Source organism: Terriglobales bacterium (genome assembly GCA_035624455.1).
Classification (GTDB): domain Bacteria; phylum Acidobacteriota; class Terriglobia; order Terriglobales; family Acidobacteriaceae; genus DASPRM01.
The window spans coordinates 22,594-48,211 of the sequence record DASPRM010000043.1 but is presented as its reverse complement, the minus strand read 5'-3'; the positions used below and the strand labels follow the sequence as shown (position 1 = coordinate 48,211).

Genomic DNA, 25,618 nt, shown 5'->3' with positions numbered 1-25,618 from the left:
ACCCTGCCTCGTCCAGCTACTGGCGACCTCGTGTGCCCCTCCTTTAATATGGCCCCAATGTCACAGAGGCAAAATCCTTCTTCGAAGAAGCAGAACCCCGTCAAAGCGCCCGGTGAGCCAAAGATTGCCATCGCGATTATGGCCGCAGGCAAAGGCACTCGATTGAAGTCCAAACACCCTAAAGTGCTCCATGAAATCGGAGGCAAATCGCTGTTGCGGCACGTGATTGATGCCGCAATACAAGTAGTGCCGGCGGATGACGTTTACGCAATTATCGGGTTTGAGGCAGACCGGGTTCGCCAAGCCGTGGCTGACACCGGCGTCTGCTTCATCGAACAACCCGAGCAGCAAGGGACCGGCCACGCCATCATCGTGGGGCGGGATGCGTTGGCAAAGTACGACCATGTGCTCGTGCTTTCTGGCGATACTCCCCTGATTCGTCCCGAGATCATTGGGCGGTTGCGCGATTTCCATCTTCAGCGGCAATCCGCGATGACCTTGCTTACCGCCGAACCGCCGGATCCCACCGGTTATGGCCGCGTCATCCGCAAGGCGAAGAATGGGAAGCCGAGCGACGAAGTCAGCGCGATTGTGGAACAAAAGCAATTAAGCGATACGCAACAGAAGTTGCGCGAGATCAATTCTGGAATTTACGCCTTTGCGGCCAAACCCCTGTTCGCTAACATCGATCAGCTCTCCACCAATAATCCCCACCGTGAGTACTACCTCACAGATATGGCCCAAATCTTGAACAAAGCAGGCGCCAGAGTGCTTGCGTTCAAGGAAGGCGAGATTGCCGAGACCCTGGGCATCAATACCCGTGCGGAACTCGCCCGCCTGGATACCCAGCTGCGTTTACAAAAGTGCGCTGAGTTGATGGATGCAGGCGTAACCATCTACAAGCCTGAGACCTGCGTGATTGACAGCGACGTCACGGTCGGACCGGACACGATTATCGAGCCTTACGTGCAGCTGCTGGGCAAGACTCGTATTAGCGCCGATTGCCACATTCATTCCGGTAGCGTGATCGTGAGTTGCGAGATCGGAGAGGAGACCGTCATCCGGCCTTATTCCGTGCTCGAACGCTCGCGCATCGAGCGCAAATCGAGCATCGGTCCGTTTTCGCATCTGCGGCCGGGAAACCAGGTTGGTCCCGAAGCCCACATCGGAAACTTTGTGGAGCTGAAGAAAACCAAAATCGGCCAGGGCTCTAAGGCGAACCATCTGACCTATCTGGGAGACTCCGTAATCGGCGATAACGTGAACATCGGCGCTGGGACCATCACCTGCAACTACGATGGCGTGCAAAAGCACCAGACAGTCATCGAGGACCAGGTTTTTGTGGGCAGCGACAGCACCCTGGTAGCGCCGGTAAAACTCGGCCGCGGCGCCTACGTGGGAGCTGCCTCTTGCATCACTGCGGACGTTCCGGAAGGCGCACTCGCCATCGGCCGTGGACGCCAGGTCAACAAGGAAGGCTGGGTGAAAGAGCGCAGGTCAAAGTTGGCTGCGAAGAACGGCAATAAGTGAAGAGTGGTGTCGGGGCCAGCGCTCGAAAGACCATACCCGGCACTCGATTGTCATCACGAGTCGGCGCAGCCGACGAGGGATCTGCTTCCTTTCTTGACCGCTTCATTGACTTCACAGCGGAGCGAGGGCCCATTGACTCAGGACCACCGAATTACCGTCCCGCCGAAGCCATCGTCTTCTGCGATAGCACAATCTGCCTCAACACCGGCACTGGCAATGCCCCTTCGTCCAGAACCCGATTGTGATACTCCATCATGTTGAACTTGTCGCCCATGCGGGCCTGGTATTCTTGGCGCAGCTTGAACCACTCTCGCAGCCCCACGTAATACATCGGCAGTTGCACTGACTCGAGCTTCGCGCGGCGCAACTTACCGTCAGCTTCTGCCTGGGTTTGGAAGCACTCCTTGGTCATCAGGTCCAGAGCCTGCTGGTCGGTCATGTTCATAGTGTGCATGCGTACGTCGAGAATGGTATTGGCGAGCAGACGCAGCCGCAGCTTGCGCATCACCATGCGGAAACGCGGATCGTTATTGAGAAATCCCTCGTCCATCATGACCTGCGCGATGTACTCCGCCCACCCCTCGATGTATGGGCCGTTACCGAACTGGGCGCGCAGCACACGCCGGGTTTCCGGTTGCAGGTTGTTGGCGTGTTCCGCCTGGATGTAATGCCCGGGAAGCGCCTCATGAATGCTCAGCCACTTCAGCGTATAACTGTTGTACTCGCGCAACTTGGATTCCGCTTTTTCCGCCGGCATTTTGGGATCGATCGGCGTGACCCAGTATTGCGCCTCCGCTGTCGGCTCCAGGGGCGGCGAGCCGTGGAAACCCGCCACGGAATAAATCCCCCGCATGAATACCGGTGTGGGAATGACCTTTAGGTTTTCGCGATCGCTGAGCGCCACGATCTTCTTTTCCCGGATGAATTGCGTAATCTCGACCAGATCCGCCTTAACCGCATCCATCAGCTTGTCCCGGTCAGGATGATCATCCGAGATGCGATAGAGAACTTCGCCGATGATCGTGTTCTCTCGGTCATGCGGCGACAACTCCGCATGCTCGGAGTGATCGGGATACATCTGCTTGTGCATCGGCATCGCCAGTCGCAGCATCTCCGCGCGCACTTCCTTCAGTTCGCGCTCGGCGTCGGCAAGGATTTGCTCGGGTGTGACTGGGGTCTCCAGAACGTAACGAAACTTGTCGGGATAAAACTCTTTGCCCAAACGCCAGGTTCGCGAAGGGGGCCGCTTCCCGAGATCGTCTTTAAGCCACTGGGAAAAGTCCTGTAATGCCTGAATTGCTGATGGCGCCACGGCGGCATATTTTTCTGCCAGCGGCGACGCTGCCGGAATCTCCTCTTTCAAAGTTGTTTCAATCAGATCGACATTGCCATCGTTCTCTTCGATCGCGGTGCTGACGAAGATGGGATCGGCATCAACCAGAACCGTCTTCGCCTGCTTGACCGCAGTGGGAATCTCGCCGACGCGTGCCAGCACATGTCCCAGGCGGACCTCTTTGGATGCGTACGCCTGGGTCATCGGAAGGAAGAGGGCATTGCCAATATCTTCCACGTAGATCGTAGGGTTGTGCTTGTACTTTTCAACCCGCTGTAGGTCGAGGAGAGAGAGCGAGATGTTGTCATCTATGATCTGCCAATCAGCATCCTCTTCCGGGTTCAGCTTATTTCGATCGACGCCGTGGAAGGTGGTCTGCCACTGGCGATAGAACTGGCGCTTTTCCTCGAAGCCATGCTCGCTATAGTCATCCAGCAGAGCGTCCAGTTCGATAACCCGGCCACCCGGCAGCGCGTGTTTGTGGTAGCCGGCCTGCGAGGCATTTACCGGGGAGAGCGCCAGCGACTCCTTCATGAAGCGGTCTGCCAATTCCGAGAAATCCTTCGCCTGGGCGGTCCGCAGGACTTGCTTCTTACTTTTCGCGTCACTCACTTTTCCTTCTTGAGCGCTCGCGAGCGTGCCTATGACCAACAGCGCGAGCAGGGTGAACATACGACAGCATCTCATGCCATATCTCCAGTGACCGATGAGTATAAACAACAGCGACGGATTCAGTGACGGTTACCGGCGGAACTGGAGGTGGCGTGGGACGACTCAGTGCATTTCGTCGCCATTTGCTTGGGACATAGCGCAGCCGAAGGACCGCCGTGGCTTGGCCAGTTTCCGGTCCGCTTTATGTGCCTGCCGGCGCCTTGGCAGGCTCTTCCGGTTCATTGGCGCGCAGATGTTGCAGGATCTGGCGAATCAGCGCAATCAGATCAGTTACTTCAAATGGCTTGCTGATGTAGAGAATGCCATTTTCGTCCAGGAAATTGCGGATTGTCGGATCGGTAAGATTCGACACCGTAAAGATCACCCGGTCTTTGAGTTGAGGAGCGTTGGCACGAATCCAGCGATAGACGTCCGGACCGCTCCAACCACCTGGCATGCTGCTGTCCAGCAGCACGGCATCGAAACTCTCTTCTCGCAGCCGAGCCACCGCTTCCCTGCCATTGTCGAAGACGACCACCTCTGCTCCGGCTCCCTTGAGCACTTCCTGCTCGAAATCCAGCACTGCCTCCTCGTCATCGATGATCAAAACCCTGCCGCGCAGTGGCACCACGTGTGCCGCCGCATGTGTTTCGTCGGCTTTGGGTTCCGCCGCAGCGACCGGAAGCTTCACCTCAACCACCGCACCTCCCTGGGGATGGTTGTACGCACGGATGTCTCCGCCATGTTCCTTCACGATGCCATAGCAGATACTCAGCCCCAGACCGGTGCCTTTGCCTATGCTCTTAGTGGTGTAGAAGGGGTCAAAAATGCGGTTGACCTCGCGAATGCCTGGGCCGCTGTCGCGAAATTCCGCCGACACCTGTGCCCCTTCGCGATGCACGCGCACCTCAAGATGTCCGCCCTTGCATTTTTCCAGAATCGCATCCACGGCGTTGTTGATGATATTCAGAAAGACCTGCTCCATCTGGTGCGCGTCCGCGACCACCGGCGGCAAATCCGCGTCGAGGTTCCTTATCACGACGATGTTGTTGACGTTGAGGTCATATTCCCGCAGCGCCAGCGTGTCCTCCAGCACCCGGCAGAGATCAACCGGCATCTTCGCCGGCTTACGCTGGCGCGCGAACGAAAGCAAGTTATGCACGATGCGCTGGGTGCGCTGCGCCTGCTTGTGCATCTTCTCGATGTAGTCGCGGATGCGAGGCTCCAGCGCTTCCCCTTCCAGCAGCTGGGCGTATCCCAGGATGGCGGTCAGGGGATTGTTCAGTTCATGTGCCACGCCGGAAATCAATTGCCCGACGGCAGACATCTTTTCGCTTTGCAGCAGTTGTTCCTGCGTGCGCCGCAGGTTGTCGTAGGCGTGCACGGTTTCGTCGTACAGCCGCACTTTCTCAGTCGTGTTGGCCAGTTGCCGGCTGATCGCGACCATGAGTTTTTCGTCAAAGGGCGAAAAGTGCTGTGGCTCGCGGCTGCTCACCCCTAGTACGCCTACCATCTTGTCGCCAGCCCACATCACCACCCACAGCCACGATTGGAGCCCTTCCTCGATGATGAATTGGCGGGGCACCGCGCACAGTTCCAGGTTCTGCCGCTCGGTCACCACCTCCAGGTGGGTACGCATAACTGTGTCCAGCAGCTCTTGCGAAAGCTCGATATTCGGGAGCTTCTGCCCCAGTTCCGATGTATGCCCAAATGCCGCACAGCGTCGCAAAGTGCAGCTTTCGTGATCAAGAAGAAAAACGGAGCCCGTGTCCGCCGCAAATAGGTCTACCACCTGCCGAAGAGCAATGTTAAGGATCTCATCCAGATCAAAAGACTGGTTGGCCGCCACGGCAATGGTATTCAGTGCGTGCAGCTCCCGGTTGCGGCGGCTCATCTCCTCTTCCGCCCGCTTCTTCTCAGTGATATCCAGCAGCACACCCTGATAGCGGACGATGCGCCCAGAGGCATCGCGCGTGGCAAAACTGTTCTCCAGCACCGTCATCTTGGAACCGTCTTTACGCCGTAGTGGGACTTCGAGGTTCTTAACGTAGCCTTGCTCCGCGGTCTTACGGAGAAACGCGTCTCGGTCCTCGGGATGCAGATAGAACGTAGGCGCTATATTTAGCGACAACACCTCTTCGCGTCGGTCATATCCCATCATGCGGACAAAGGCATCGTTGCAATCCATTAAGCGTCCGTCGGGGGTCGAAACGAACACACCCTCCTGAACCTGCTCGAAGAGGGTGCGATAGCGCTGTTCGGCAACGCGCCGCTCGGTGATATCGCGGATGATGTGAATGGTGCCGGCGGCGGCGTCTTCTTCGGTATACACCGATGTAGAAACACTCGAGAAGCCTCCGAAGCAGGGATCGGGAGCATCGCCGCTGGCGGCCTTGGCAGTGAAACAATAAGGGCACTTCTTCCATCCCGCGAAATTTTGCGGCAACACCGCTTCACAGGGCTGGTAAATCACCTCGTTGATAGGCTTGCCTACCCGCTCCAGAAGCGCGCGGTTGGTGCGAATCACCTTGAACTCGGCATCGTGAACCAGAATTGGATCGGAAATGGAATCGAAGGTGTTCACCCACTGCCGCTGCGATCGCTTGATCTGATCGAGCAGCTGCAGATTTTCCATGGCGATGCCCAGCTGGTTGGCAGTGGCTGCCAGGAATTCCATTTCTTCCGGGCGGTACGTACGGGCGTAGGAGCAACCCAGCGATAAGGTTCCGATCACTGAGCTCTTGCCTTTCACGGGCAGCACAATGATGTGATTCAGGTGTTCTTCCTGCAATCCCCGCCGCACCATGGGGTCAGGATAGTTGTGCTGCAACACCAAAGGCTCACCTGCGCGGATCAGCATAGCTCCGTGGTCCGACGAAATATCGGTATCGCGGTAGTTGGCGGTGAATTGATTCGACAGCCCGGTCTGATGCTTGATGACCAACTGATCGTGCTCCAGCAGCCGAAACCAGGCTGCCCGCGCTCGCATCAGTTGCTTGAGTTCTTCCAAAGCCACCACCACCACCGGCTCATAGTTCTGCGCGTGGGCAATGGCAGTCGTGATCTGGTTTACTACCTCCAGGCGCTGGGTGCGCTTGTTGGAGTTGTCCAGTACCACCACCAGCATGCTCAGCCCGAGCAGAACTTCGACCGCCACCTCCGTCCCTGCCAACGCGTGGGGCACCCCAGGAGAAGGGTCCATCTGCAACAGCGCCAGCATGATGGCCATCAGCCACAGACCGGGCTCGCTTCGCGCCCAGCTGAAGCGCAGAATGCATAACGCGGTACCGATGGTGAGGCCGTGATAAATGCACTCTACGGCCATGGTTAGAGCCGCGGAGTGAGGCCATATCCATGAGTTCAGCAGGGTCAGCAGAAGTGCCAGCGCGCCAAGGGAGAGCACCAGCGTCAGTTTGCGGCGCTGCTGGATGTACAGCATCACCGCTACTGCGAGGAAGACAACACAGAGAATAAAGGACGCGCGGATGACAGCCACCAGATTTGCCGCCGGCAGGGCGTCGCCGGGCTGCTCTAGCAGCAACTGGTACGCCAGGTAAGTCGACCAGCCCAGAATCCAGAAGAAAAGATAGCGCTCGCGGAAGGCGCGCAGGATAAGCACTGCAGCCGCCAGCAGGATCAGTGCGCTGGCCCCGCCGGTCAATGCTTGCAAGCCCAGACGCCCGCCGGCCCAACCTAACCATTCGGCAGTGCAGGGGATAACGATGGCCATTGAGTCCCGTAAATTCTACGGAGTACTCACTCAACGTCTCTCTATATCATGCATGCTAATGGTAACTTTGGTAATTACAAGGGGCAGGGTTAACAAATTGGGAACTGAGGTACAATGCCCGTTCACCACAGGATCGGGGAATGCCTTCGGATCGAATTCTCGTCGTTGATGACGAGGAAGCAATTCGCGAAATCGTTGCTTCGATGCTCACGATGGCGGGATACCAGACCCGCCAGGCCGGTTCGGGTATGGAAGCCCTCGCCATCCTGGACTCGGGCGAGCAATTTGAGCTCATCCTCTCCGATCTGATGATGGCCGAGTTGGACGGCATCGGCCTCCTGGAACGCACCAAGGAAAAATATCCCGACATGCCGGTGGTGATGGTCACCGCCGTGCACGACATCTCGGTAGCTCTGGCGGCGATCCGCAATGGCGCCTACGACTATCTGCTGAAACCCTTCGAGCGTGAGCAACTGCTGGCCACCGTCCGCCGGGCGATGGAAAACCGCCGGCTCAAGCTGGAAAACCGTGCCTACCAGACGAATCTGGAATCCCTGGTGGCGGCGCGCACCGACCAACTCCGCCAGGCAATGACCGATCTGGAGCGCTCTTACGACATCACTCTGGAAGCGCTGGGAGACGCGCTCGATCTGAAGGATGCCGAGACCGAAGGCCACTCCAAACGGGTAACCGCTTTCACCATCGCCGTGGCCCGTGCCATGGGACTAAGCGCGGAGAAAATTCGCGTGATCGCCCGTGGTGCCTTCCTCCACGACATTGGAAAAATGGCCATCCCTGATGCCATTCTGCGCAAACCGGGTGCGCTCACTCCGGAAGAGATTGAGATCATGCGTGAGCACTGCTGGCATGGTTTTCAGATTCTGCGCAAGATCCCCTTCCTGGCCGAAGCGGCTGACATCGTTTACGCCCACCAGGAGCGCTATGATGGCTCCGGCTATCCCCGAAAGCTCAAGGGAGACGAAATCCCCTTAGGGGCGCGCATTTTCGCCCTCGCCGATACCATGGACGCCATCATGTCGGACCGCCCCTATCGTCCGGCACAACCTTTTTCCGCAGCACGCGACGAAATCGTGCGCTGGTCGGGCCGGCAATTCGATCCGCAGATCGTGAAAGTCTTTCTGCAGATGCCGGAAACCATCTGGATGGACCTGCGCAAGGAAATCAATTCCAAAATCTACCGCTTCACAGAAACCCCTCCGCCCAAACCTGGCAAATTTGTGTCGGTGTGAAAAGCAGTCAGTAATCAGGAACACGTAGGAACGGACGTCTCGTCCGTTCAGTCGAGCGGAGCTCGACAGCAGCCGGGATCCGCTCCTATCCCGCTGAATACACTCTTCGATGATCTGTCAAAGGAAAACTTCTGAAGGATGGACTGCCACCTCGCCCCCTTCGGCGGAGGCTGGGACCTGCTTGTCGAATGCTCACTACTGCTTGCTGACTCTGATTGCTGGTTTTCAGCGCATCGCCAGTTGCATCGATTCGGCCATGCGGTCCAGGGTGGCCTGAATGCGTTCCAATTGCTCTTGCGCCGATTCGTTCCACCCCAGCAGCTCTTGCGGAGTGCTGGGCACTTCTTGCCCCAGCCAGTTGAGGAACCGCTGACCGCGTTCCGTAAGAAACAGCGCACCCAGCCCGCCAATTCCCAGCAGCGTAACCGGCACGTACCATTTGCGCATCGTGATCTCCCCGGGCCGATTGTGGCCTGCGTACCTCCAGATGCTACCCAGCACCGGGGACGGGTAGCCACCCATCTTTGGTAACTTTCATTACTTTCGCGTGTTTTATATATCCGAAATGATGCGGCCCCAAAGCAGCACTTTGCGCTGGGGGACACATCCAACTTATAGACCCTGAAATCAAGAACTTCGAGGTTGAAGCCATGAGCCCAACTCGGCCTGCGGTCATAGCGTTGTCGATGTTGCTTTTAGCGGCGCTGCCGGTTACCGCGCAGTTCAGCACCCGGGAACCCAGCACCTCCCCGGGACCCAACTGGATTCCCGATGGAACCCATTTCATCGTGCGCCTGGACAATTCCTTAGACACCGCCAAGATCGACCGTGGCAAGCACTTCAACGTCAAGCTTGCCGAAGATCTCACGGCTCCAAACGGAGCCATCATTCCGCGTGGGGCAAAAATTAAGGGGCACGTCAGCGACGTCGAGCGCGGACTCCATGGGCGCATATTGCTCAGCTTCGACGAGATCAACACTCCCCATGGCTGGATGCCGCTCGCAGCTACGGTTACCGATGTCCCTGGCGAGCACGCCATGAAGACCGAAGATGAGGAAGGCCAGATCGAGCGCAAGGGACGCGACAAGGTCCATGTTGCCGAGGCCGCTGCCGTCGGCGCAGGTGTCGGTGCGATTGCCGGCGCGGCTGCGGGTGGTGGAAAGGGAGCCGCCATCGGTGCCGCAGCGGGAGCCGGGCTGGGAGCTGGCACCGGTATTCTGACTGATCGCAATCTTAAGCTCGAAAAAGGTCAGCAGTTGGAACTCAGGCTCGATCGGCCGCTCGAAGTGCCCTTTCGCTAGACTCTTCGCGCCAGTAAGTCCCAATGCACGGAGCCGCGCATTGGGACTTCGTCCTTCCCGTTGACTTGAGGTTGTCATCCTGAGCGACGCGCCCGACTGTCTTTCCCGACCCGCGTTTGTTGCGGGTCGCGGGCGCGGAGTCGAAGGATCTTGCGTTTTCTCACCCCTTGCTTCCACAGCACAGCGCACGCGTGAGAGTCTGTGTGAGAACTCTCGGAGCTGAATCGTCTGAAATCGCGACACTCTACCCCGGTTCTCCATCACGTCCTCCCGTGCCCGCGCTCACTGCCCCGATGTACGTGCAGGGTGAATCCTAGAATTGGTGAATTCCGAGTCCACGCGTCTGCGCGATCCGCGCTACTACTGGCGTGTCTGGCTGGCCAGCACCGTCATGGTGGGGGCTATTTTCCTCATTCCATTCGCTTTGTTCTTCCTGATCTTCAACACCCAACCGGCCCTCAAGCGCACTATTCTGCTCAACGCCCTGCCTTGTGCTGGTATCGGTCTGGTGCTGACCGCGCTGGCCAGCACTCATGCCGTACGCTATCTGCACAATCTGATCCGCCAGACCGCCAAAGCCCTGGAACTGGCCGAAATTCGCGAACATGAGCGCGACCTGGCCCAGCAGGAGCTGATCCGCAAACTGCAGCAGGAGCGCGAACTCGAGCGCAAGAAGGTCCAGTTCGAGGCCCAGCTTGCGGAATACGAAAAATACGCTGCCTTGGCGCAACTGGCTTTGGGTGCCGCCCACGAGATCAATAATCCATTGCTGGGCATCCTCTCCCACCTCGAACTGGAACTCCGCGATGCCCGCAATCCCGAGCAACGTCTCGAGATCGAGCAGTGCATCCAGGGCACCAAGCGCATCTCCTCCACCGTGCACGGACTGCTCAACTACACGCGTCCCACGCCGCTGTGGCTGAGCCAGCTAAATGTGCAGCGCCTGATTGATGAAACCCTCGCTTTCCTCTGTCATCAGCCGCTGTTCCGCGTCATTCGTCTGGAGAAACAGATTCCGGCTGACCTTCCCGACATCAGCGCCGATGCTAACCAGCTCTCGCAGATCTTCATGAACTTGCTGCTGAACGCTGCGGAAGCAATCTCGGAAGGCGGCTCCATCACCATTTCCGCCGAGAAGAAAGGCGACGATTCGATCCAAATTCACATACGCGACACCGGCTGTGGTATTCCCGCCGACATCCTGCCGCACGTTTTCGAGCCGTTCTTCACCACCAAGCGCGGCAAGGGGACAGGGCTCGGCCTCAGCATCAGCCAGGCTTACGCGCGCAGCCACGGAGGCGATATCCACATCAAAAACTCCCCTCCCCACGGGACCGAGGTCACGCTGGATCTGCCTGTTCGACCGCAGGATGCCCCCGTGCTGGAAGACGAGGAAGTCGTCGTATGAACGCATCGCCGCAGTTACCGTCCTCAATTGCTGAAAGTGACACGCAACGCCTTCGCCTTCTGCCGGCGGAGGGCAGGATCCAGAACCAGAGAGCCATTCTGGCCAAAAGCGAGAATTGGAAGCCATGCCCCATTCCATCCTGGTAATCGACGACGAAGCGCTGACCGTGCGTACCATCAGCCGAGCCTTGCGCGAGGAAGAGTTCGACGTCTTTGTTGCCATGTCAGGGGAAGAGGGGATTGAGGTCTTCAATCAGGAAAAACCGGAGATCGCCCTGGTGGATGTCGTGCTCCCCGGCATTGACGGCATCGAAGTCTTGCGCCAGATCAAGCGTCTTGCGCCGGACACCGTGGTGGTGATGATGAGCGCATACCGCATGGTGGATCGGGCTGTGGAATCCATGAAGCTGGGCGCCTACGACTACCTGATCAAGCCCTTCCATCTCGCCGATATGGTCAACACCATTCGCCGGGCCACGGAAATGCTTTCCCTCCGGGTACGTGTCCACGAGACGGTGGAGACGGCCAGGGGCCGTTACGATTTTGGCCGCGTCGTGACTCGCAATCCCAAAGTCGCCGAGATGCTGGAAATCGCTCACAAAGCTGCTGAATCGGATCGCACTACCATCCTGATTCAGGGTGAGAGTGGCACGGGCAAGGGTGTACTGGCCAAGGCCATTCACTACAACAGTCCCCGCGCGCAAATGCCGCTTCTGGAGCTGAATTGCGCTTCCCTCCCCGACACCCTGCTGGAAAGCGAACTTTTCGGCTTCGAGCCAGGTGCCTTCACCGACGCCCGCCGCCGCAAGGAGGGCCTGCTCGAGCGCGCTAGTGGCGGTACGGTCTTTCTCGACGAGATCGGCAACATGTCCTCAAGCGTTCAGGCCAAGCTACTCCGCGTGTTGGAGGAAGGAACCTTCATGCGCCTGGGCGGCACCAAGCCCATTCGCGTCGATGTTCGTATCGTGGCCGCCACCAATGCTCGCCTCAAAGAATCCATCGCCCAGGGCAAGTTTCGGGAAGATCTTTTTTATCGACTGAACGTTGTCCCCCTCTACATTCCGCCGCTCCGCGACCGCAAAGAAGATATCCTTCCGCTCGCCCTCGACATGGTTCAACGCTTCAACCGCGAGCTCAAGAAGAACTTCACCGGCTTCACTCCCGCCGCCGGCGATCTGCTGGTGCGCTATCCCTGGCCGGGAAACATCCGCGAATTGAAGAATGTCATCGAGCGGACGATGATTCTCGCTCCCGAAGGCGAGATCGACGCCGCTTATCTCCCCGAGGAAATCCGCGATCACCAACCCGAGCCGGAGCCGCTCGAACCGCTCTCCTCTCTCGACCTGTCTCCCACCGGCCACCAGTTCGTCAGTCTGCGCGAACTCGAGGAACGCTACATCCACGAGGTACTCTCGCTGACCGGCAACAATAAGGCCCAGGCCGCCCGCATTCTGGGAATTCATCCCACTTCCCTGCTCCGGCGGCTGCGCAAGGAACAGGTGGAGGATTGACAGAGCGCGATGGTTTCGACGCGGGACTACCGGGCACCCCTGAGGCGTTGAAAAGCGGACCAAATGCGCACTGACGTCGCTGTGCCCCACAACAAAAACGGCGACCTTTCGGCTGCCGTTTCGTTTAATTCACGTTTGTGCTGTTAGTCCACTCGCTGCCGCCCCGCATTCGGATTCTTCGCGGGAAACACGCTCAGCGCGGACGCAAGCCGGAAGTTCAGCTGGGTTTCGGGTGGCAATTTGATCTGCTGTCCCTTGGTGACTCCCTGCACCGTGGTCCCCGCGCCAGCTCCAACCCCAGCTCCGATAGCAGCGCCTTTACCTCCACCAGCCAGACCACCGATCAGAGCACCGAGGGCTGCGCCGCCACCGACTTTAGCTGCGGTGTTCTTGCCGCGGCCAGCTCCTTCCTTTTTCCAAGAATCAGTGTGCAGATCGTAGTTCTTCCCGCCTACAGTGATTTGCGTCAACTCCACTGCCAGTTCCGAACTGCCGGCGAAGTGGGCAGCATCTTTTGCCGCTACCACACGGCCGGTGATATCCGCTCCAGCAGGCACCACGACCTGTTCCCCGTTTGTGAGTGGCTGGTCCAAGGTAGCGCGGAAGGTGTCACCGACCTTGTTCTTGTCGCTATCCAGGCTGTCAATCAGGCGGACCTGTATCGGCGTACCCTCAGAAATCGTAACCGGCTGCGGTGGAGGCGGAGGGGGTGGCGGAGGCGGCGCTGCCGAAGTCGCGGGTGGTTGCTCGGCAGCCTGCGTACCGTTGTCGGTATTGTTGTGCGCAACCTGGGATGTCGGCTTGGGGCGAGCCCTTCCAGCAGCAGGCTTGGCCGGTGCCTTCTTCACCTCGGGCGCAGGAGCAGGAGTCTCTTGCGGAGGCGGCGTCTGGGCTACTGGTGGCGCCACTTGCAGGCTGTTCACCACTGTCCGTACGCCCGGAATCTGGCCAGCGTCATTCGCCGCCAGTTCACGCTCTGCATCGTTAGCTACCGTGCCGGTCAGCGTAACCACTCCGTTGGCTGCCTGAACCGCAATCTGTTGCTTGCTCTGTATCCCGGCGTCAGACTGAATCTTGTTTTGCACGTCGCCAATGAGTTGCGCGTCTGTACGTGTCTTCGAACAGCCCACTGCCGCGGTCAGAGCCAGCAATAGCGACAGCATGATCACGGCTACGGGGAATCTCGCCTTCATAACGTCACCTCTTTTTGTTTGGGCAGACACCGAATTAGATGCACCGAGAACATGGAATACTGCCTTAGTTTGGGGTTGCCAGCAAGGCACCGCCTTGAGGCCTGTACTGTTGTGCCCTACTGAGTGCAAGTAGTCTGCCGTGCTCTTCAACCAGATTGCAAGACGCTTCATCCCATAGAAACAAAAGGGGAAAAAATCGCAGCTTAGCCGTGAGTTTTTGCCTGTCCGATGACCCCGGCTTGTGGTAAAAAGTTCGCTTCGCTCCCTGGTTTTTGCTTTCCAAGGAGGCCCAAAATGCGTCGAAAGATGGTGGGTACACGAACCGGCAGAACAAGCGAAATGCCGATCCAGGTTGAGCGCAGCGAATTCGATCCCAGCGTGGGTTTTCAGTACTACGTTTACTTCAAGCCCCACATGGAAGAAGAAGGTGGGCACGTCCATACACGCATGCCCATCGAAACCGCTGTCTCCGTAAGTGAAAGCGGCGAACTGGCTGATTTCACCTTTGAAGTTCCTAAGTCTTGTCGCAGCGATCACGCCCTCAGCTTCGTCCGCAAGCATGAAGGAGTCAACTATGTCGCCCCTCGCCTCTTTGTTGACTTCCCCGGAAACAACGGTGACGCGGTGATCCGCGCCTCCGCCCACCTTGACCTTGATCTGATTGGTCGAATTGTGGGCATGGAAATTCTGTGGTCGCCGCCGGAACGGAGCAACTAGCCATCATCAGTTGTCGAGCGAGCCGCTTTGAAAGGGCTCGGCCTTAGCCGAGCCGTAATAGCGAGGTCGTTCGGCTTTTGCCCTGTGGGGTTTCCCCAACAAGGAGGTTCTTTCACAATTAGTCCGGATGAACAGCAAAACCTTGAGGAACGGTCTTTGTAAATCGGGGTCTTTTTCAGGCGGCGAAGGGTCCGCTCCTGCCGTGATGATTCTTGTGGTAGTCGCACAGCCACTCTGAAATCAACTCCCAGCCGCGCTGGTAATCCGCCTGAGCCTCCGGCCGCCCTTGCAGACCGGTATGTCGAATCTCGAGCCGGGTCCCGCTGACTTCCGCTTCCAGCAAAAACTCAACTTCTTCCGCGTGACTCTTCTCGTGCGATCCCACCCAGGTTGAGCACAGCCGGGTCGGCGCCTCAATCTCCAAATACACGCCATGCATACTTCCCAACTTGCCCTGGGTGTCACGCCAATCAAGATGGAATCGCCCACCCACCCGCAGATCGACATTTGCAGAGGTAAGCCACCAGCGTTCGCGATGGCCCCACCATTCCAACATCTTTTCGGGACGAGTCAGGCTGGCGAAAACTCCCGGCGGAGAGTCCGGGATGTGACGTACAACAACGATCGTGTGATCCAAACTTGGCATGAAGGCAAATTATAAGCTCAAGGCTAGTCCAAAGACACAAGTTCGGCAAACGGAATCGATTTCAGTTTCATCCCAACTCGGTCTTCTTCTTGTACAAGTGAGAGATCTGACGCGCTCATGAGTGTGGGCACCTTCTGTAAGTAAGACTGGGACAAGAGACCTTTTGAGGCAGTGACAGACGGCTCTCTTGCATCGAAATCCCTAATACGCCCAGCGCAGCAGAGTAGCGCCTACGGTGAAGCCTGCCCCCACTGCAGCCAGCAGAACCAGGTCGCCTTTCTTGAGTCGGCCTTCGTCGAGTGCGGTCTGCATGCCCAGCGGGATGGTGCCGGAAGTCGTATTACCGTAGCGCTCGATGTTGATCACGACTTTGCCCAGATCCATTCCCAACCGCTCAGCCGTGGCGGTGATAATGCGCCGATTTGCCTGATGAGGAATAAAGATATCGATATCGTGACCGGTCAGGCCGTTGCGTTTGAGCAGGTTGTCGCAGAGCTCCGACATCTTGCGGACAGCATACTTAAACACCGCCTGACCATCCTGGTGAACGTAGTGCATCTTCTTATCGACTGTCTCATGGGTCGGCGGATTCAGGCTTCCGCCACCTGGCATGTAGAGCGAGCAGGCTCCGGAGCCGTCGATCTCGTGGAGAAAGTCAATGAACCCGAGCCCTTCATCCGCCGCTTCCAGAACTACCGCTCCCGCACCATCACCGAAGATTACACAGGTAGCCCGGTCGGTGTAGTCGATGATGGAAGACATCACGTCCGCTCCCACCACCAGCACATGTTTGTGTACGCCAGTAGCTATAAACTGGCTCCCCGTTTGCAATGCAAACAGGAAGGAAGAACAAGCGGCGCTCAGATCGAATCCCCACATCCCGCTGGCGCCTATTTTGTGCTGAATCAGACAAGCAGATGCGGGAAACATCATGTCGGGTGTGACCGTCGCCACGATCAGCGCTTCGACGTCGGAGGGCTTAAGACCTCGCTTTGCCAGGGCTTTGGCCGTTGCCGCCGCACCCAGATCGCTGGTAGCCACACCTTTATCCACTATGTGCCGTTCACGAATGCCGGTCCGCTCCATGATCCATTCGTTGCTGGTGTCCACCATTTTTTCCAGATCGAAATTGGTAAGCAGGCGGGGCGGTACGTAGGTTCCCAGAGCCGAAATCTTTACTCGCACACCATCGTTCAATGTCTGTCTCCAGTTTCGAATCGTTTATTTTGCAGGATGGGCAATAGAAAGTCTATGCGCGTGGGAGTTGACTCGTTCCAATTGGGGCAAGAGTAAACCGGTTAAGCCGGACACCGGCGCCCCCGCTGCACACGCACGAGCCCGTTGCCGTTGCTTCCTTCCGGACCTGGCGGGGTTGGCGGGATTGCGTCGCGCGGGACCGATGTCCGACCCTTGCAATTTTAACAAAACGGATTTTCGCCCCCTTGCTCTCACCTGCTGCGCTTCCAGCGAAAATTTCAGTCGCACCGCGCTCGCTGATTTTCTGGGCCACCCACCGCCGGCACTTCCCTTCTTTCTCCAAATAGCCAACAATAAACAGGTGCCGGATTCCTCCCATATCGGCGGCTTCCGCCGGCTTCGCGCCCATCCTGAAAGGTCTTCGCCAGCCGATGCTCCCATAGCGATCGAACGCTATTTTGATATCTCACTCTTTTTGCTCCTGGTGACCGGATTCATCACCCTGGCCTCTACTGGCCGGCTGGACCTGGGCTCCATCGTGTTTGTCTCAGCAGCTTTGCTGTTGCGCGCTTACATGCTGCTGCGTAACCTCACCTGGAAAATTCCGGACCGCTGGACTACCTATCTCACGCTCGCCTACGTAGCCGTATACGTGGCGGATCTTTTCCTGTTATCGGCAAACTTTGTGGCTGCCACCGTCCACCTTGTGCTGTTCAGCATGGTGGTGAAGGTTTTCTCCGTCCACCGTGAGCGCGACAACGTTTATCTCGCCATCCTGGCTTTCCTGGCTGTCCTGGCGGCCTCGGTGTTAACGGTGGACACAACTTTTCTCGTCTCCTTCTGCATTTTCCTGTTGCTCGCTGTCAGCACGTTTATAAGCATGGAGATGAAGCGCTCGCTCAAAAAGTCCACTGCCCAGGCACAATCCACCTGGCCTCGTCCCGGACGCCGGCTTCCTCTGCTGCTTTCGACCGCCACGATCATTCTCGTCTTCGCCATTACCGCTGTCGCGCTCCTGCTCTTCTTTATCCTGCCGCGATTTTCGGCCGGTTATCTCAGCGCCTATTCACCCAAGAACGAATTTGTGAGCGGCTTCAGCGACCACGTGCGCCTGGGTGAGATCGGACAAATCAAGCAGTTGGACACGGTGGTGATGCACATCCAGCAATTGGAAGGTAACGCTCAGCCCCAGGACCTGAGATGGCGCGGCGTCGCCCTTAGCCGATTTGAGAATAATGTCTGGTCCAACGAAGTCCCCGAATATGAAGAGATCGCTACTACGGGTCGCTTCTTGTTGCGTGATGTCCAGATCCGCAAAGGGAATCTTCCGGAGGATTCTTACACGCTGCGCGGTTCGCGCCTGCTGCGTTACCGGGTAGTGATGGAGCCCATCGGCACCACCGTCATTTTCGCGGCTTCGGTCCCCGTGGAAATCATGGGGAACTTCCAGAAAATCGGCGTGGATGGCGCGGGATCGCTCACCAACATCGATCACAATCGCATGACAGAAAGCTATCTGGCCCTCTCGCAGATCCCTCTGCCCTCCGCCGAGATGCTGCGAAATTCCGGGGACCATTACCCCAGCCGATTTCCTATCCAACTGCCATCGATTGACCCCCGCATTGCCCCGCTGGCGGAGCGTATCACGGCCCAGGCTTCGACTCCCTACGCCAAAGCTCTCGCCCTCGAGAGATATCTGAAGACCAACTTCACCTACACCCTGCAGCTTCCTTCGCAGCGCGTTGCCGATCCCCTGGCCTACTTCCTCTTCGAGCGCAAGGCTGGGCACTGCGAGTACTTTGCCTCATCTATGGCAGTAATGCTGCGCACTTTGGGAATTCCGTCCCGCATCGTGAATGGGTTCCACATGGGCGAGTACAACGATCTCACCGGAAACTACATCGTGCGCGCGCGTGACGCCCACTCCTGGGTGGAAGCCTATATTCCCAATGTCGGCTGGATGAGCTTCGATCCCACCCCTCCTGATCCCAGGGTTGTCCCCAATCGTTGGAATCGCATGTTGCTCTATCTTGACGCTCTGCAGGAATTCTGGCGGGAATGGGTGATCAACTACGATTTCGGTCATCAGCGGCAATTGGGAACGCGGGCAGTCACCGAATCGCAGCGCGTCACGCGCGCGGCTCGGCTTTCACTGGCCCGCTATTATGATGCCTTCCTCCGTTGGGCAAGAGACACCTATTTCCGTATTGCAAGCTCTCCGCGGCGTTGGATTGCGCTGGCGGTCGGATGTCTGTGCATGCTGCTGCTTACAGTGAATGTCACCCGCATCTGGCGTGCCATGGTGCATTCGCGGGCAGCCCGGCATCCTCAGAATTCGCCGCAATTAGCGGCCAGCATCTGGTACCAGCGAATGACAAAATCCCTGGCTCGCCAGGGCTATTCCAAAACTCCTGCACAAACCCCTGCCGAATTTGTTTCCCAGATTCCGGAATCGCAGCTTCGCGAGTCGGTGGCTCAGTTTACTCGACACTATTCTCGCGCACGCTTCGGTCAATCCGCCGACGATGCGCGCCGCCTTCCTGAACTGTACGAAGAAATCCGCTCCAGATAAGTCGCTTAGTCGTTGCCTCAATCCCCTGGACTTGCCTAAACATCCTGGTGGGTCATCCGGAGCGAAGCCAAGGATCTATGCATCCCTTCCCAACCGTAGGCCACCTCCTGGACTGATAAAATGAAAGTACCGCATGCCCGATAACTCGCTCACCCTGGAAGCTCCCGCTGAGAATCCTTCCGGCGCCAACGACACCGCCGGAAGACCTGACCCTGCGCCCACCAAGGTAGGATTCGTCAGCCTCGGATGCCCGAAGAACCTGGTCGATAGCGAGGTCATGATGGGCATGCTGGTTGAAGCGGGGGCGGTGCTCACCAATCGGGCCGATCAGGCAGACATCATCGTCGTCAACACCTGCTCGTTTATCGATTCGGCGCAACAGGAGTCTGTCAACACCATCCTGGAAATGGCCCAGCACAAGACGAACGGCAAGGCCAGGAAGCTTGTGGTCGCCGGCTGTCTCGTGGAGCGCTACCGCAATCAAATTCAGCAGCAGATACCCGAAGTTGATGCCGTCGTAGGCACGGGCGAGTTGGAGCATATCCTGCAAGCGGCGGGCATCGAATTGCCATCGCGTCCAGCCACCAGCCCTTCGCCTTTCCGTATTCTCTCCAGCCGCGCGGAAGGCGACTCCCGCGAATCTCGAGGCCGCTTTTCGCGCGAGGACTGGGACGGCGCCATCGCCGACCTGCCAGACTATCTCTACACCGACGCCACTCCGCGGATTCTCGCCACTCCCGGCTACAGTGCGTATATCAAGATCGCGGAAGGCTGCGATCATCCCTGCACCTTCTGCATCATTCCGCAATTGCGCGGAAAATTTCGCTCGCGCCGCTTCGAGTCGGTAATCGCCGAAGCTGAACGCTTGGCGCGCCGTGGGGTGCGCGAGATTACTCTCATCGGCCAGGACACCACCTGTTATGGGGAAGACTTCGGACTGCAGGATGGCCTGGCCCTTTTGCTGGACAAACTCGCCCAGATTTCCGACCTCCGCTGGATCCGGTTTCTGTACGCCTATCCCAATAAGATCACTCCACGGCTCCTGGATACGATCGCGGGCCATGACAAGATCTGCTCCTACATCGATGTGCCGCTGCAGCACGCGTCACCCGGCGCCCTGAAACGCATGAAGCGCGGCGCGGGAGCTGAGATTTTCCTGCGCTCGATCGAGAAGATGCGGCGCATCATTCCCAACCTGACCCTGCGCAGCTCATTCATCGTAGGATTTCCTGGCGAGACCGAAAAAGAGTTCGCAGAACTCTGCGACTTCGTGCGCGAGGCCGAGTTCGATTGGCTGGGGACCTTCGCGTATTCCGACCAGGAGGGCGCCCACGCCCATTCCCTGCATGACAAAGTCCCCTCTCGTGAAATTGAGCAGCGCCGCCGCAAGCTGATGCAGATGCAGAAGCGGATCAGCCGCCGTAAGAAAAAGACATTGCTAGGAAAAGAGTTTGATCTGCTTCTGGAAGGCCCATCCAGCGAAACCGAACTCCTCTGGGAGGGCCGCACCGAGATGCATGCTCCCGAAATTGACGGCAAGGTTTTCGTCAACGATTTCGGCCCGCACGAGAATACCGCCCACCCGGGCGAGTTCTATCGCTGTGAAGTAACTGAAGCCAAGGACTACGACCTGGTAGTGAAGCTCCTGTAAGCAAAGCAAGTACGAAGTTAGATCGGGTGAAGTAAGAATTACTTCGACCTTCTTCTTCTACCCCAACCACTCAGGGTTGTGGGTGGTGCCATCGAACTGTGTCGAGGTCTTGTATTTTTCAAATTCGCCATTCTTTGCTGCTGGCGCGGTCTTTGCCAGAATTCCCGCGACCTGTTGCTCGCTCATGGGACGGAAGCTTCGCGCGGCATTGACCGCCTGGTCCAGAACCTGCATGGAATCGATTCCCGTGATCACCACGCTGGTCGGCAGGTTCATCGCATAATGCAGGCACTCCACCGGAGTCGCAGTCTGGCTCCGGAGAATCAGCTTGTCGCCCATCGGCTTCATCCCCAGCACCCCAATGTTGTGCTTCACCAGCACGGGAAGAACTTTTTTCTCAAAGCTGTCATAGTGCGCGTCCATCACATTGAGAGGCATCTGCACGGTGTCGGGCGTGAAATTGTGAGCCAAGCAAGTTTCTAGCATTTTCAAATGAATATCCGGACTCTTGTGACCGGTAAACCCGATATAGCGGATCTTGCCTGCTTTTTTCGCCGCCAAAAGCGCCTCCATAGCTCCATCGGGCGCAAAAACCCGATCCGGATCGCTCATGCGGATGACCTCATGCACCTGCAGCAGATCGATCACGTCTGTCTGTAAGCGTTTCAGCGACTCATCAATCTGTTTCGCGGCGGTGGCGCGGTCTCGTCCATCGAGTTTTGTCATCAGAAAGACGCGCTTGCGATATCCGTCTCGCAACGCCTTGCCCATACGAACTTCACTCTCGCCACCGTTATAGTCCCAGCAGTTGTCCAGAAAATGGATGCCCTGATCAATCGCGCTGCGAATGATGCGAATGCTCTCCTGTTCGTCCGCCTGCACGCCGATGTGATAACCGCCCAGGCCGACCATGGAGACTTTCTCTCCGGTGCGACCCAGGGTTCGGGTTGGAATCCCTCCCGCAACATCCGCTGCACCGGCGAACCGCGAAACACCCGCCACCCCAGCGGCCGTTACCGCCAGATTCAAAAATTGACGGCGGTTCAAACTTGAACTTGTCTCTTCGCTACGCTCCGCGCCTGATTGCATGCTTTCCGGCACCTTGCACCTCGCTGTCGCACGATTATCCGACTTTCATGGCCATGCCGCCATTCACGTCCTCCGATTCATCTCATACAATTGGAGTTGCCGCATGGCGAAGAAACGTATTTCCGCTCTCCACTGTCCCACGTGCCGCAAGATTGTGCTGCGCTCGGATCCTGAATTTCCCTTTTGCAGCGAACGTTGCCGGCTGATCGACTTAGGCAAATGGGCGAGCGGTGGTTATGTTGTTTCCACTCCCATCAATGACCCCGAGGAGGGCGAAGCGCCCGCGAAACGTTCGTTCCGGCAAACAGATTCATCTCATTCCAATGCCAAGCCAAAGCCAAACTGAGGCGCCTCAGGGACAAACATCCGAGACCGGCTCGCAGGCGCCTGCCTGGGCTCGCCTGATAGCAACCTTCTTTGGGATCGGTTACCTCAAGCCTGGCCCCGGCACTTGGGCATCGCTGGCCACTGTGCTTCTCTGGGGATGGCTGGGTGAATACTTCGAACCCGTTACTCGCATTACTGCCGCTGGCATCATTGCAATCGCGGTCGCACTGCTCGGCATACCTGCTGCCACACGGGTTGCGCGCGCATCGGGTCAAAAAGATCCCGGGCACGTGGTAATTGACGAGGTCGCGGGTCAGATGATCGCCCTGATTGCCGTTCCACTCCGTTGGCAATCGCTATTAGCGAGCCTTATACTTTTTCGTGCCTTCGACATCATCAAGCCTCCTCCGGTGCGCGACCTGGAGAGACTGCCGGAGGGCACCGGTATTGTGCTCGATGATGTAGCAGCAGGTCTGTACGCGTTGATGGTGATGCAGATCCTGTTACGGCTGGGCATACTTTAATTGAAAACTCATCCATGGGGATCAGAGATCGCTTGATTGGCAAGAAGAATGTGAATGGACACCCGCGCATCGACACGCTGGACCCCAGCGCCGCTTTGCCTGGGGGCGAAATCCGCATCCTGGGCAGCGGGCTCAGCCCCGTGGAACTGCGCCGCCCGCGCGTGCGCTTTGGCGGCGAGATTGACGGTTCCGTGGTCGTGAGTACCGACGATCTGGTTGTAGTGCGTGTCCCTGAGACTGCCACGTCAGGGCCGGTAACAGTTTCCACCAACGGCCGGTCCAGCAACGCTCTGGATATGCGGGTTGCCGCGCTGATTGCGGAGAATCTCCATCCCGTCACCAATCCCGCACTCGATGCCGAAGGCAACATCTACGTGACCTTCTCCGGACCGCGAGGCCAAAAGGTTCCGGTTGCCATCTACAAAATCGATACCGACTACAACATGAAGCCGTTCATCAACGACATGATGAACGCCACCTCCATCGCTTTCGACTCCGAAGGGCAGATGTACGTCTCCTCACGCCACGATGGCACGGTTTATCGCGTGGCACGCAATGGAACCATGGCCGCATTCGCCGAGGGCATGGGCATCGCGACCGGAATTGCGTTCGATCGTGAGCAGAACCTCTACGTCGGCGATCGCAGTGGCACCATTTTCAAGATTTCCCGTGACCGTCAGACCTATGTGTTCGCCACGCTGGAGCCCAGCGTCTCCGCTTATCACCTCGCTTTCAGCCCCTCGGGTGATCTGTATGTTTCCGGACCCACCACCTCCAGCTTCGACGCTATTTACCGTGTCACGCCGGCGGGAGATGTTTCATTGTTTTATCGCGGATTGGGGCGGCCGCAGGGAATCGCATTCGATCTGGACGGGAATCTTTACGTTGCCGCTTCCCTTTCCGGACGGCGCGGCATCGTCAAAATCTCTCCTGACAAGAAACCCGCACTGGCGGTGGCTGGGCAGGGATTAGTGGGTCTTGCCTTCGCCCCCGGACGTTCCGCCGTGCTGGCGACGACCGGTGCCGTCCACCGCCTGGCTTGGGACGTTCAAGGCAAGGTGCTGGGAGGCACCGAAGTCTAGCCTCCCCCTGAAGCCTTCATCGCAATCGTTTCTGCCTGGCAACTCTGTGAGGTCGACGAAACCCGCCTGCGGGAGGACCGTGCGCCGCCTGCCAACTCCCGCAGCTTTGCTAGAATCTGACGGGGCGAGTGGGGGACACAAACCGCATGGACGATGGCAGGAGCGGCGATCAAAAGCGCCAGTTCGTAAACTTCAGCTTCTTTCGAATTGCGCCCGAGTGGCGAGGCCTGCCCAAGGAAGAACGGGAATGGCAGAAGGGCGAAGCCCTGGACACCCTGAAGCGCTGGTGCAATCCCGACATGCGGATGCTGACCTATTCCATGGTCGGCTTGCGCAGTGATTGCCAGATGATGCTATGGCGCATCTGCTATTCGCTGGACTGCCTGAGCTCCGCTCATGCCGACTTCATGCACACCCGCCTCGGTTCGTATCTGCAGGTAGCCCATTCTTATCTGAGCATGACCAGGCGCTCCGTCTATCTGATCGATCAAGAGCACCACAAGTTCTTCGATCCCAAGGGCGTGATTCGGCCGGGTGCTGGAAAATACCTGTTCGTCGTTCCGCTGGTGAAAACCCGCTCCTGGTACCAGCTTCCGTTGGAAGAGCGCCAGCGCATGATCAACGAGCAGATTGAGGTCGGCGATGAGTTTCGCAATGTCCGCTTGCACGTGATGTATTCCTTTGGCATCGATGCTCAGGATCTCATGCTGGCTTACGAGACCGACCGCCCGGAGCAGATGCTCGATCTTGCCATGAGAATGCGAGAGACCGACGCTGCCTCTTACACCGAAAGCGAGGGTCCCGTGTTTACCTGCCTGCAGACTTCCCCTCAGGAAATGCTGGAGAGGCTGGGCTGATGCCGCGTGGACTCATTCCCCGCCAGCCCACGAAGAGCGGACGCCAGGATCGTGTCGGCGCAGGTCGCGGTGGTCGCCTATCCATCAGCCCGTCAGCTCCCAAGAGTCCTCGCTTGCGGGCTGCCGTACTTCCCGGAGCGTGTAAGAAAGCTGCAAAGCCCATAAACGCTGGCGCCATCAAGCCAGGCAAAGCTCCCAAGGGCTACAACCCGTTAGCGCCCCAACGAATCGCGGAAATTCTCAGCCGTCTGCAGGCGCGCTATCCCGGAGCCACATGCGCTCTGCATCACCGCAACGCGTGGGAGTTGCTGGTCGCAACCATCCTCTCCGCGCAGAGCACCGACGTGCGCGTAAACATGGTGACGCCCGAGCTATTCCGAAAATATCCCACCCTCCAGGATTTCGCCGCCCTTAAGCCCGAGCAGCTCGAGCCCGATCTCTATTCCACCGGTTTCTATCGCAACAAAAGCAAAGCCGTGGTAGGCGCCGCTCGGAAGATCATGAGCGACTTCGGTGGGCAGGTTCCCAGCGATATGGACTCACTGCTCACCCTGCCCGGAGTCGCCCGCAAAACTGCCAATGTCGTGCTGGGAACATGGTTTGGCAAGAATGAAGGCGTGGTGGTCGACACTCACGTCTATCGCATCTCGCATCGCCTGGAATTGAGCAAACAACAAGTTCCCGAAAAGGTGGAACAGGACCTGATGAAGGTGATTCCACGCGATAAGTGGACCATCTTCTCGCACGCCGTTATCCTGCACGGCCGCGCTCTCTGCATTGCCCGCAAACCCAAGTGCGTGGATTGCCCACTCGAGGATATCTGCCACGCCGCCGACAAAACCTGGAGCACAGTCGATATCCACGAAGACGCCAAGCCCTAGGTCCCTTTCCAACTACAAAGGACACGAAGCTACATCGAGGAAGACAGCAACCACTGTCATCCTGAGGGAGGGCCGAGTACGAAGACGAGGCCCGATTCGAAGGACCTTGTGTTTTGTTCGTCCTGGCAATACTCGTCTCGTCCGTTCAGGTCAGGCGCAGCCTCGACAC

General features: G+C 57.9%; 20 protein-coding genes and 1 other RNA gene. 13 read left to right on the top strand and 8 right to left on the bottom strand.

Going from position 1 to position 25,618, the window contains the following annotated elements; all coding sequences use genetic code 11:
- Window positions 1-57 precede the first annotated feature (57 nt).
- A complete protein-coding gene (glmU, locus tag VEG30_05200; protein ID HXZ79306.1) occupies window positions 58-1,530 on the top strand; it encodes a bifunctional UDP-N-acetylglucosamine diphosphorylase/glucosamine-1-phosphate N-acetyltransferase GlmU in 1,473 nt (490 codons plus the stop codon).
- Between the two features lie 151 nt (window positions 1,531-1,681).
- Here glmU and VEG30_05195 read toward each other — a convergent pair whose 3' ends face one another.
- Entirely contained in the window at window positions 1,682-3,535 is a 1,854-nt protein-coding gene (locus tag VEG30_05195; protein ID HXZ79305.1) for a DUF885 domain-containing protein, read from the bottom strand.
- Between the two features lie 181 nt (window positions 3,536-3,716).
- Window positions 3,717-7,244, bottom strand: coding sequence for an ATP-binding protein (locus VEG30_05190; GenBank protein ID HXZ79304.1), 3,528 nt, complete (start codon window positions 7,242-7,244; stop codon window positions 3,717-3,719).
- Window positions 7,245-7,384: 140 nt separating this feature from the next.
- Between VEG30_05190 and VEG30_05185 the strand changes: the two genes are divergently transcribed.
- Window positions 7,385-8,494, top strand: a complete 1,110-nt coding sequence (locus VEG30_05185; GenBank protein HXZ79303.1) for an HD domain-containing phosphohydrolase — start codon at window positions 7,385-7,387, stop codon at window positions 8,492-8,494.
- Between the two features lie 225 nt (window positions 8,495-8,719).
- Here VEG30_05185 and VEG30_05180 read toward each other — a convergent pair whose 3' ends face one another.
- Entirely contained in the window at window positions 8,720-8,941 is a 222-nt protein-coding gene (locus tag VEG30_05180; protein HXZ79302.1) for a hypothetical protein, read from the bottom strand.
- 203 nt (window positions 8,942-9,144) lie between these two features.
- Here VEG30_05180 and VEG30_05175 point away from each other — a divergent pair, with 203 nt between their 5' ends.
- The 3 genes from VEG30_05175 to VEG30_05165 all read left to right on the top strand — a co-directional run bounded on the left by VEG30_05175 (window position 9,145) and on the right by VEG30_05165 (window position 12,713).
- Window positions 9,145-9,795, top strand: a complete 651-nt coding sequence (locus tag VEG30_05175; protein HXZ79301.1) for a hypothetical protein — start codon at window positions 9,145-9,147, stop codon at window positions 9,793-9,795.
- Window positions 9,796-10,117: 322 nt separating this feature from the next.
- Entirely contained in the window at window positions 10,118-11,203 is a 1,086-nt protein-coding gene (locus tag VEG30_05170; protein HXZ79300.1) for an ATP-binding protein, read from the top strand.
- 124 nt (window positions 11,204-11,327) lie between these two features.
- The gene (locus VEG30_05165; GenBank protein HXZ79299.1) at window positions 11,328-12,713 is read left to right on the top strand and encodes a sigma-54 dependent transcriptional regulator; all 1,386 of its coding nucleotides are present in this window, start codon (window positions 11,328-11,330) and stop codon (window positions 12,711-12,713) included.
- Window positions 12,714-12,856: 143 nt separating this feature from the next.
- Here VEG30_05165 and VEG30_05160 read toward each other — a convergent pair whose 3' ends face one another.
- Window positions 12,857-13,906 (bottom strand): BON domain-containing protein, encoded by a 1,050-nt coding sequence (locus tag VEG30_05160; GenBank protein ID HXZ79298.1) that lies wholly within the window; start codon window positions 13,904-13,906, stop codon window positions 12,857-12,859.
- Window positions 13,907-14,200: 294 nt separating this feature from the next.
- On the opposite strand from VEG30_05160, the gene VEG30_05155 reads away from it, so the two are divergent.
- Window positions 14,201-14,623: a hypothetical protein gene (locus tag VEG30_05155; protein ID HXZ79297.1), complete on the top strand. Its 423-nt coding sequence runs from the start codon at window positions 14,201-14,203 to the stop codon at window positions 14,621-14,623.
- Between the two features lie 175 nt (window positions 14,624-14,798).
- Here VEG30_05155 and VEG30_05150 read toward each other — a convergent pair whose 3' ends face one another.
- The 3 genes from VEG30_05150 to ffs all read right to left on the bottom strand — a co-directional run bounded on the left by VEG30_05150 (window position 14,799) and on the right by ffs (window position 16,672).
- Window positions 14,799-15,269, bottom strand: a complete 471-nt coding sequence (locus VEG30_05150) for an SRPBCC domain-containing protein (GenBank protein ID HXZ79296.1) — start codon at window positions 15,267-15,269, stop codon at window positions 14,799-14,801.
- A gap of 201 nt (window positions 15,270-15,470) precedes the next feature.
- Window positions 15,471-16,466 carry a beta-ketoacyl-ACP synthase III gene (locus VEG30_05145; protein ID HXZ79295.1) on the bottom strand — a complete coding sequence of 332 codons (996 nt, stop codon included), beginning with the start codon at window positions 16,464-16,466 and terminating at the stop codon, window positions 15,471-15,473.
- Between the two features lie 107 nt (window positions 16,467-16,573).
- Window positions 16,574-16,672: signal recognition particle sRNA small type (gene ffs / locus VEG30_05140), an RNA gene on the bottom strand.
- Window positions 16,673-16,827: 155 nt separating this feature from the next.
- Between ffs and VEG30_05135 the strand changes: the two genes are divergently transcribed.
- Window positions 16,828-19,038: a DUF3488 and transglutaminase-like domain-containing protein gene (locus tag VEG30_05135; GenBank protein HXZ79294.1), complete on the top strand. Its 2,211-nt coding sequence runs from the start codon at window positions 16,828-16,830 to the stop codon at window positions 19,036-19,038.
- Between the two features lie 133 nt (window positions 19,039-19,171).
- On the top strand, window positions 19,172-20,689 hold the full coding sequence (gene rimO, locus VEG30_05130; protein ID HXZ79293.1) for a 30S ribosomal protein S12 methylthiotransferase RimO: 1,518 nt from the start codon (window positions 19,172-19,174) through the stop codon (window positions 20,687-20,689).
- Window positions 20,690-20,746: 57 nt separating this feature from the next.
- Here rimO and VEG30_05125 read toward each other — a convergent pair whose 3' ends face one another.
- Window positions 20,747-21,736 (bottom strand): aldo/keto reductase, encoded by a 990-nt coding sequence (locus VEG30_05125; protein ID HXZ79292.1) that lies wholly within the window; start codon window positions 21,734-21,736, stop codon window positions 20,747-20,749.
- Window positions 21,737-21,881: 145 nt separating this feature from the next.
- Between VEG30_05125 and yacG the strand changes: the two genes are divergently transcribed.
- From yacG to nth, 5 genes are all read left to right on the top strand, one after another.
- Entirely contained in the window at window positions 21,882-22,124 is a 243-nt protein-coding gene (gene yacG, locus VEG30_05120; GenBank protein HXZ79291.1) for a DNA gyrase inhibitor YacG, read from the top strand.
- Window positions 22,102-22,629, top strand: coding sequence for a phosphatidylglycerophosphatase A (locus VEG30_05115; GenBank protein ID HXZ79290.1), 528 nt, complete (start codon window positions 22,102-22,104; stop codon window positions 22,627-22,629). Before yacG ends, VEG30_05115 begins: the two co-directional genes overlap by 23 nt.
- A 14-nt stretch (window positions 22,630-22,643) precedes the next feature.
- Window positions 22,644-23,711, top strand: a complete 1,068-nt coding sequence (locus VEG30_05110) for a gluconolaconase (GenBank protein HXZ79289.1) — start codon at window positions 22,644-22,646, stop codon at window positions 23,709-23,711.
- A 146-nt stretch (window positions 23,712-23,857) separates the two neighbouring features.
- The gene (locus VEG30_05105; GenBank protein ID HXZ79288.1) at window positions 23,858-24,568 is read left to right on the top strand and encodes a chlorite dismutase family protein; all 711 of its coding nucleotides are present in this window, start codon (window positions 23,858-23,860) and stop codon (window positions 24,566-24,568) included.
- Window positions 24,568-25,449, top strand: coding sequence for an endonuclease III (nth, locus tag VEG30_05100; GenBank protein ID HXZ79287.1), 882 nt, complete (start codon window positions 24,568-24,570; stop codon window positions 25,447-25,449). Before VEG30_05105 ends, nth begins: the two co-directional genes overlap by 1 nt.
- Window positions 25,450-25,618: the final 169 nt, after the last annotated feature.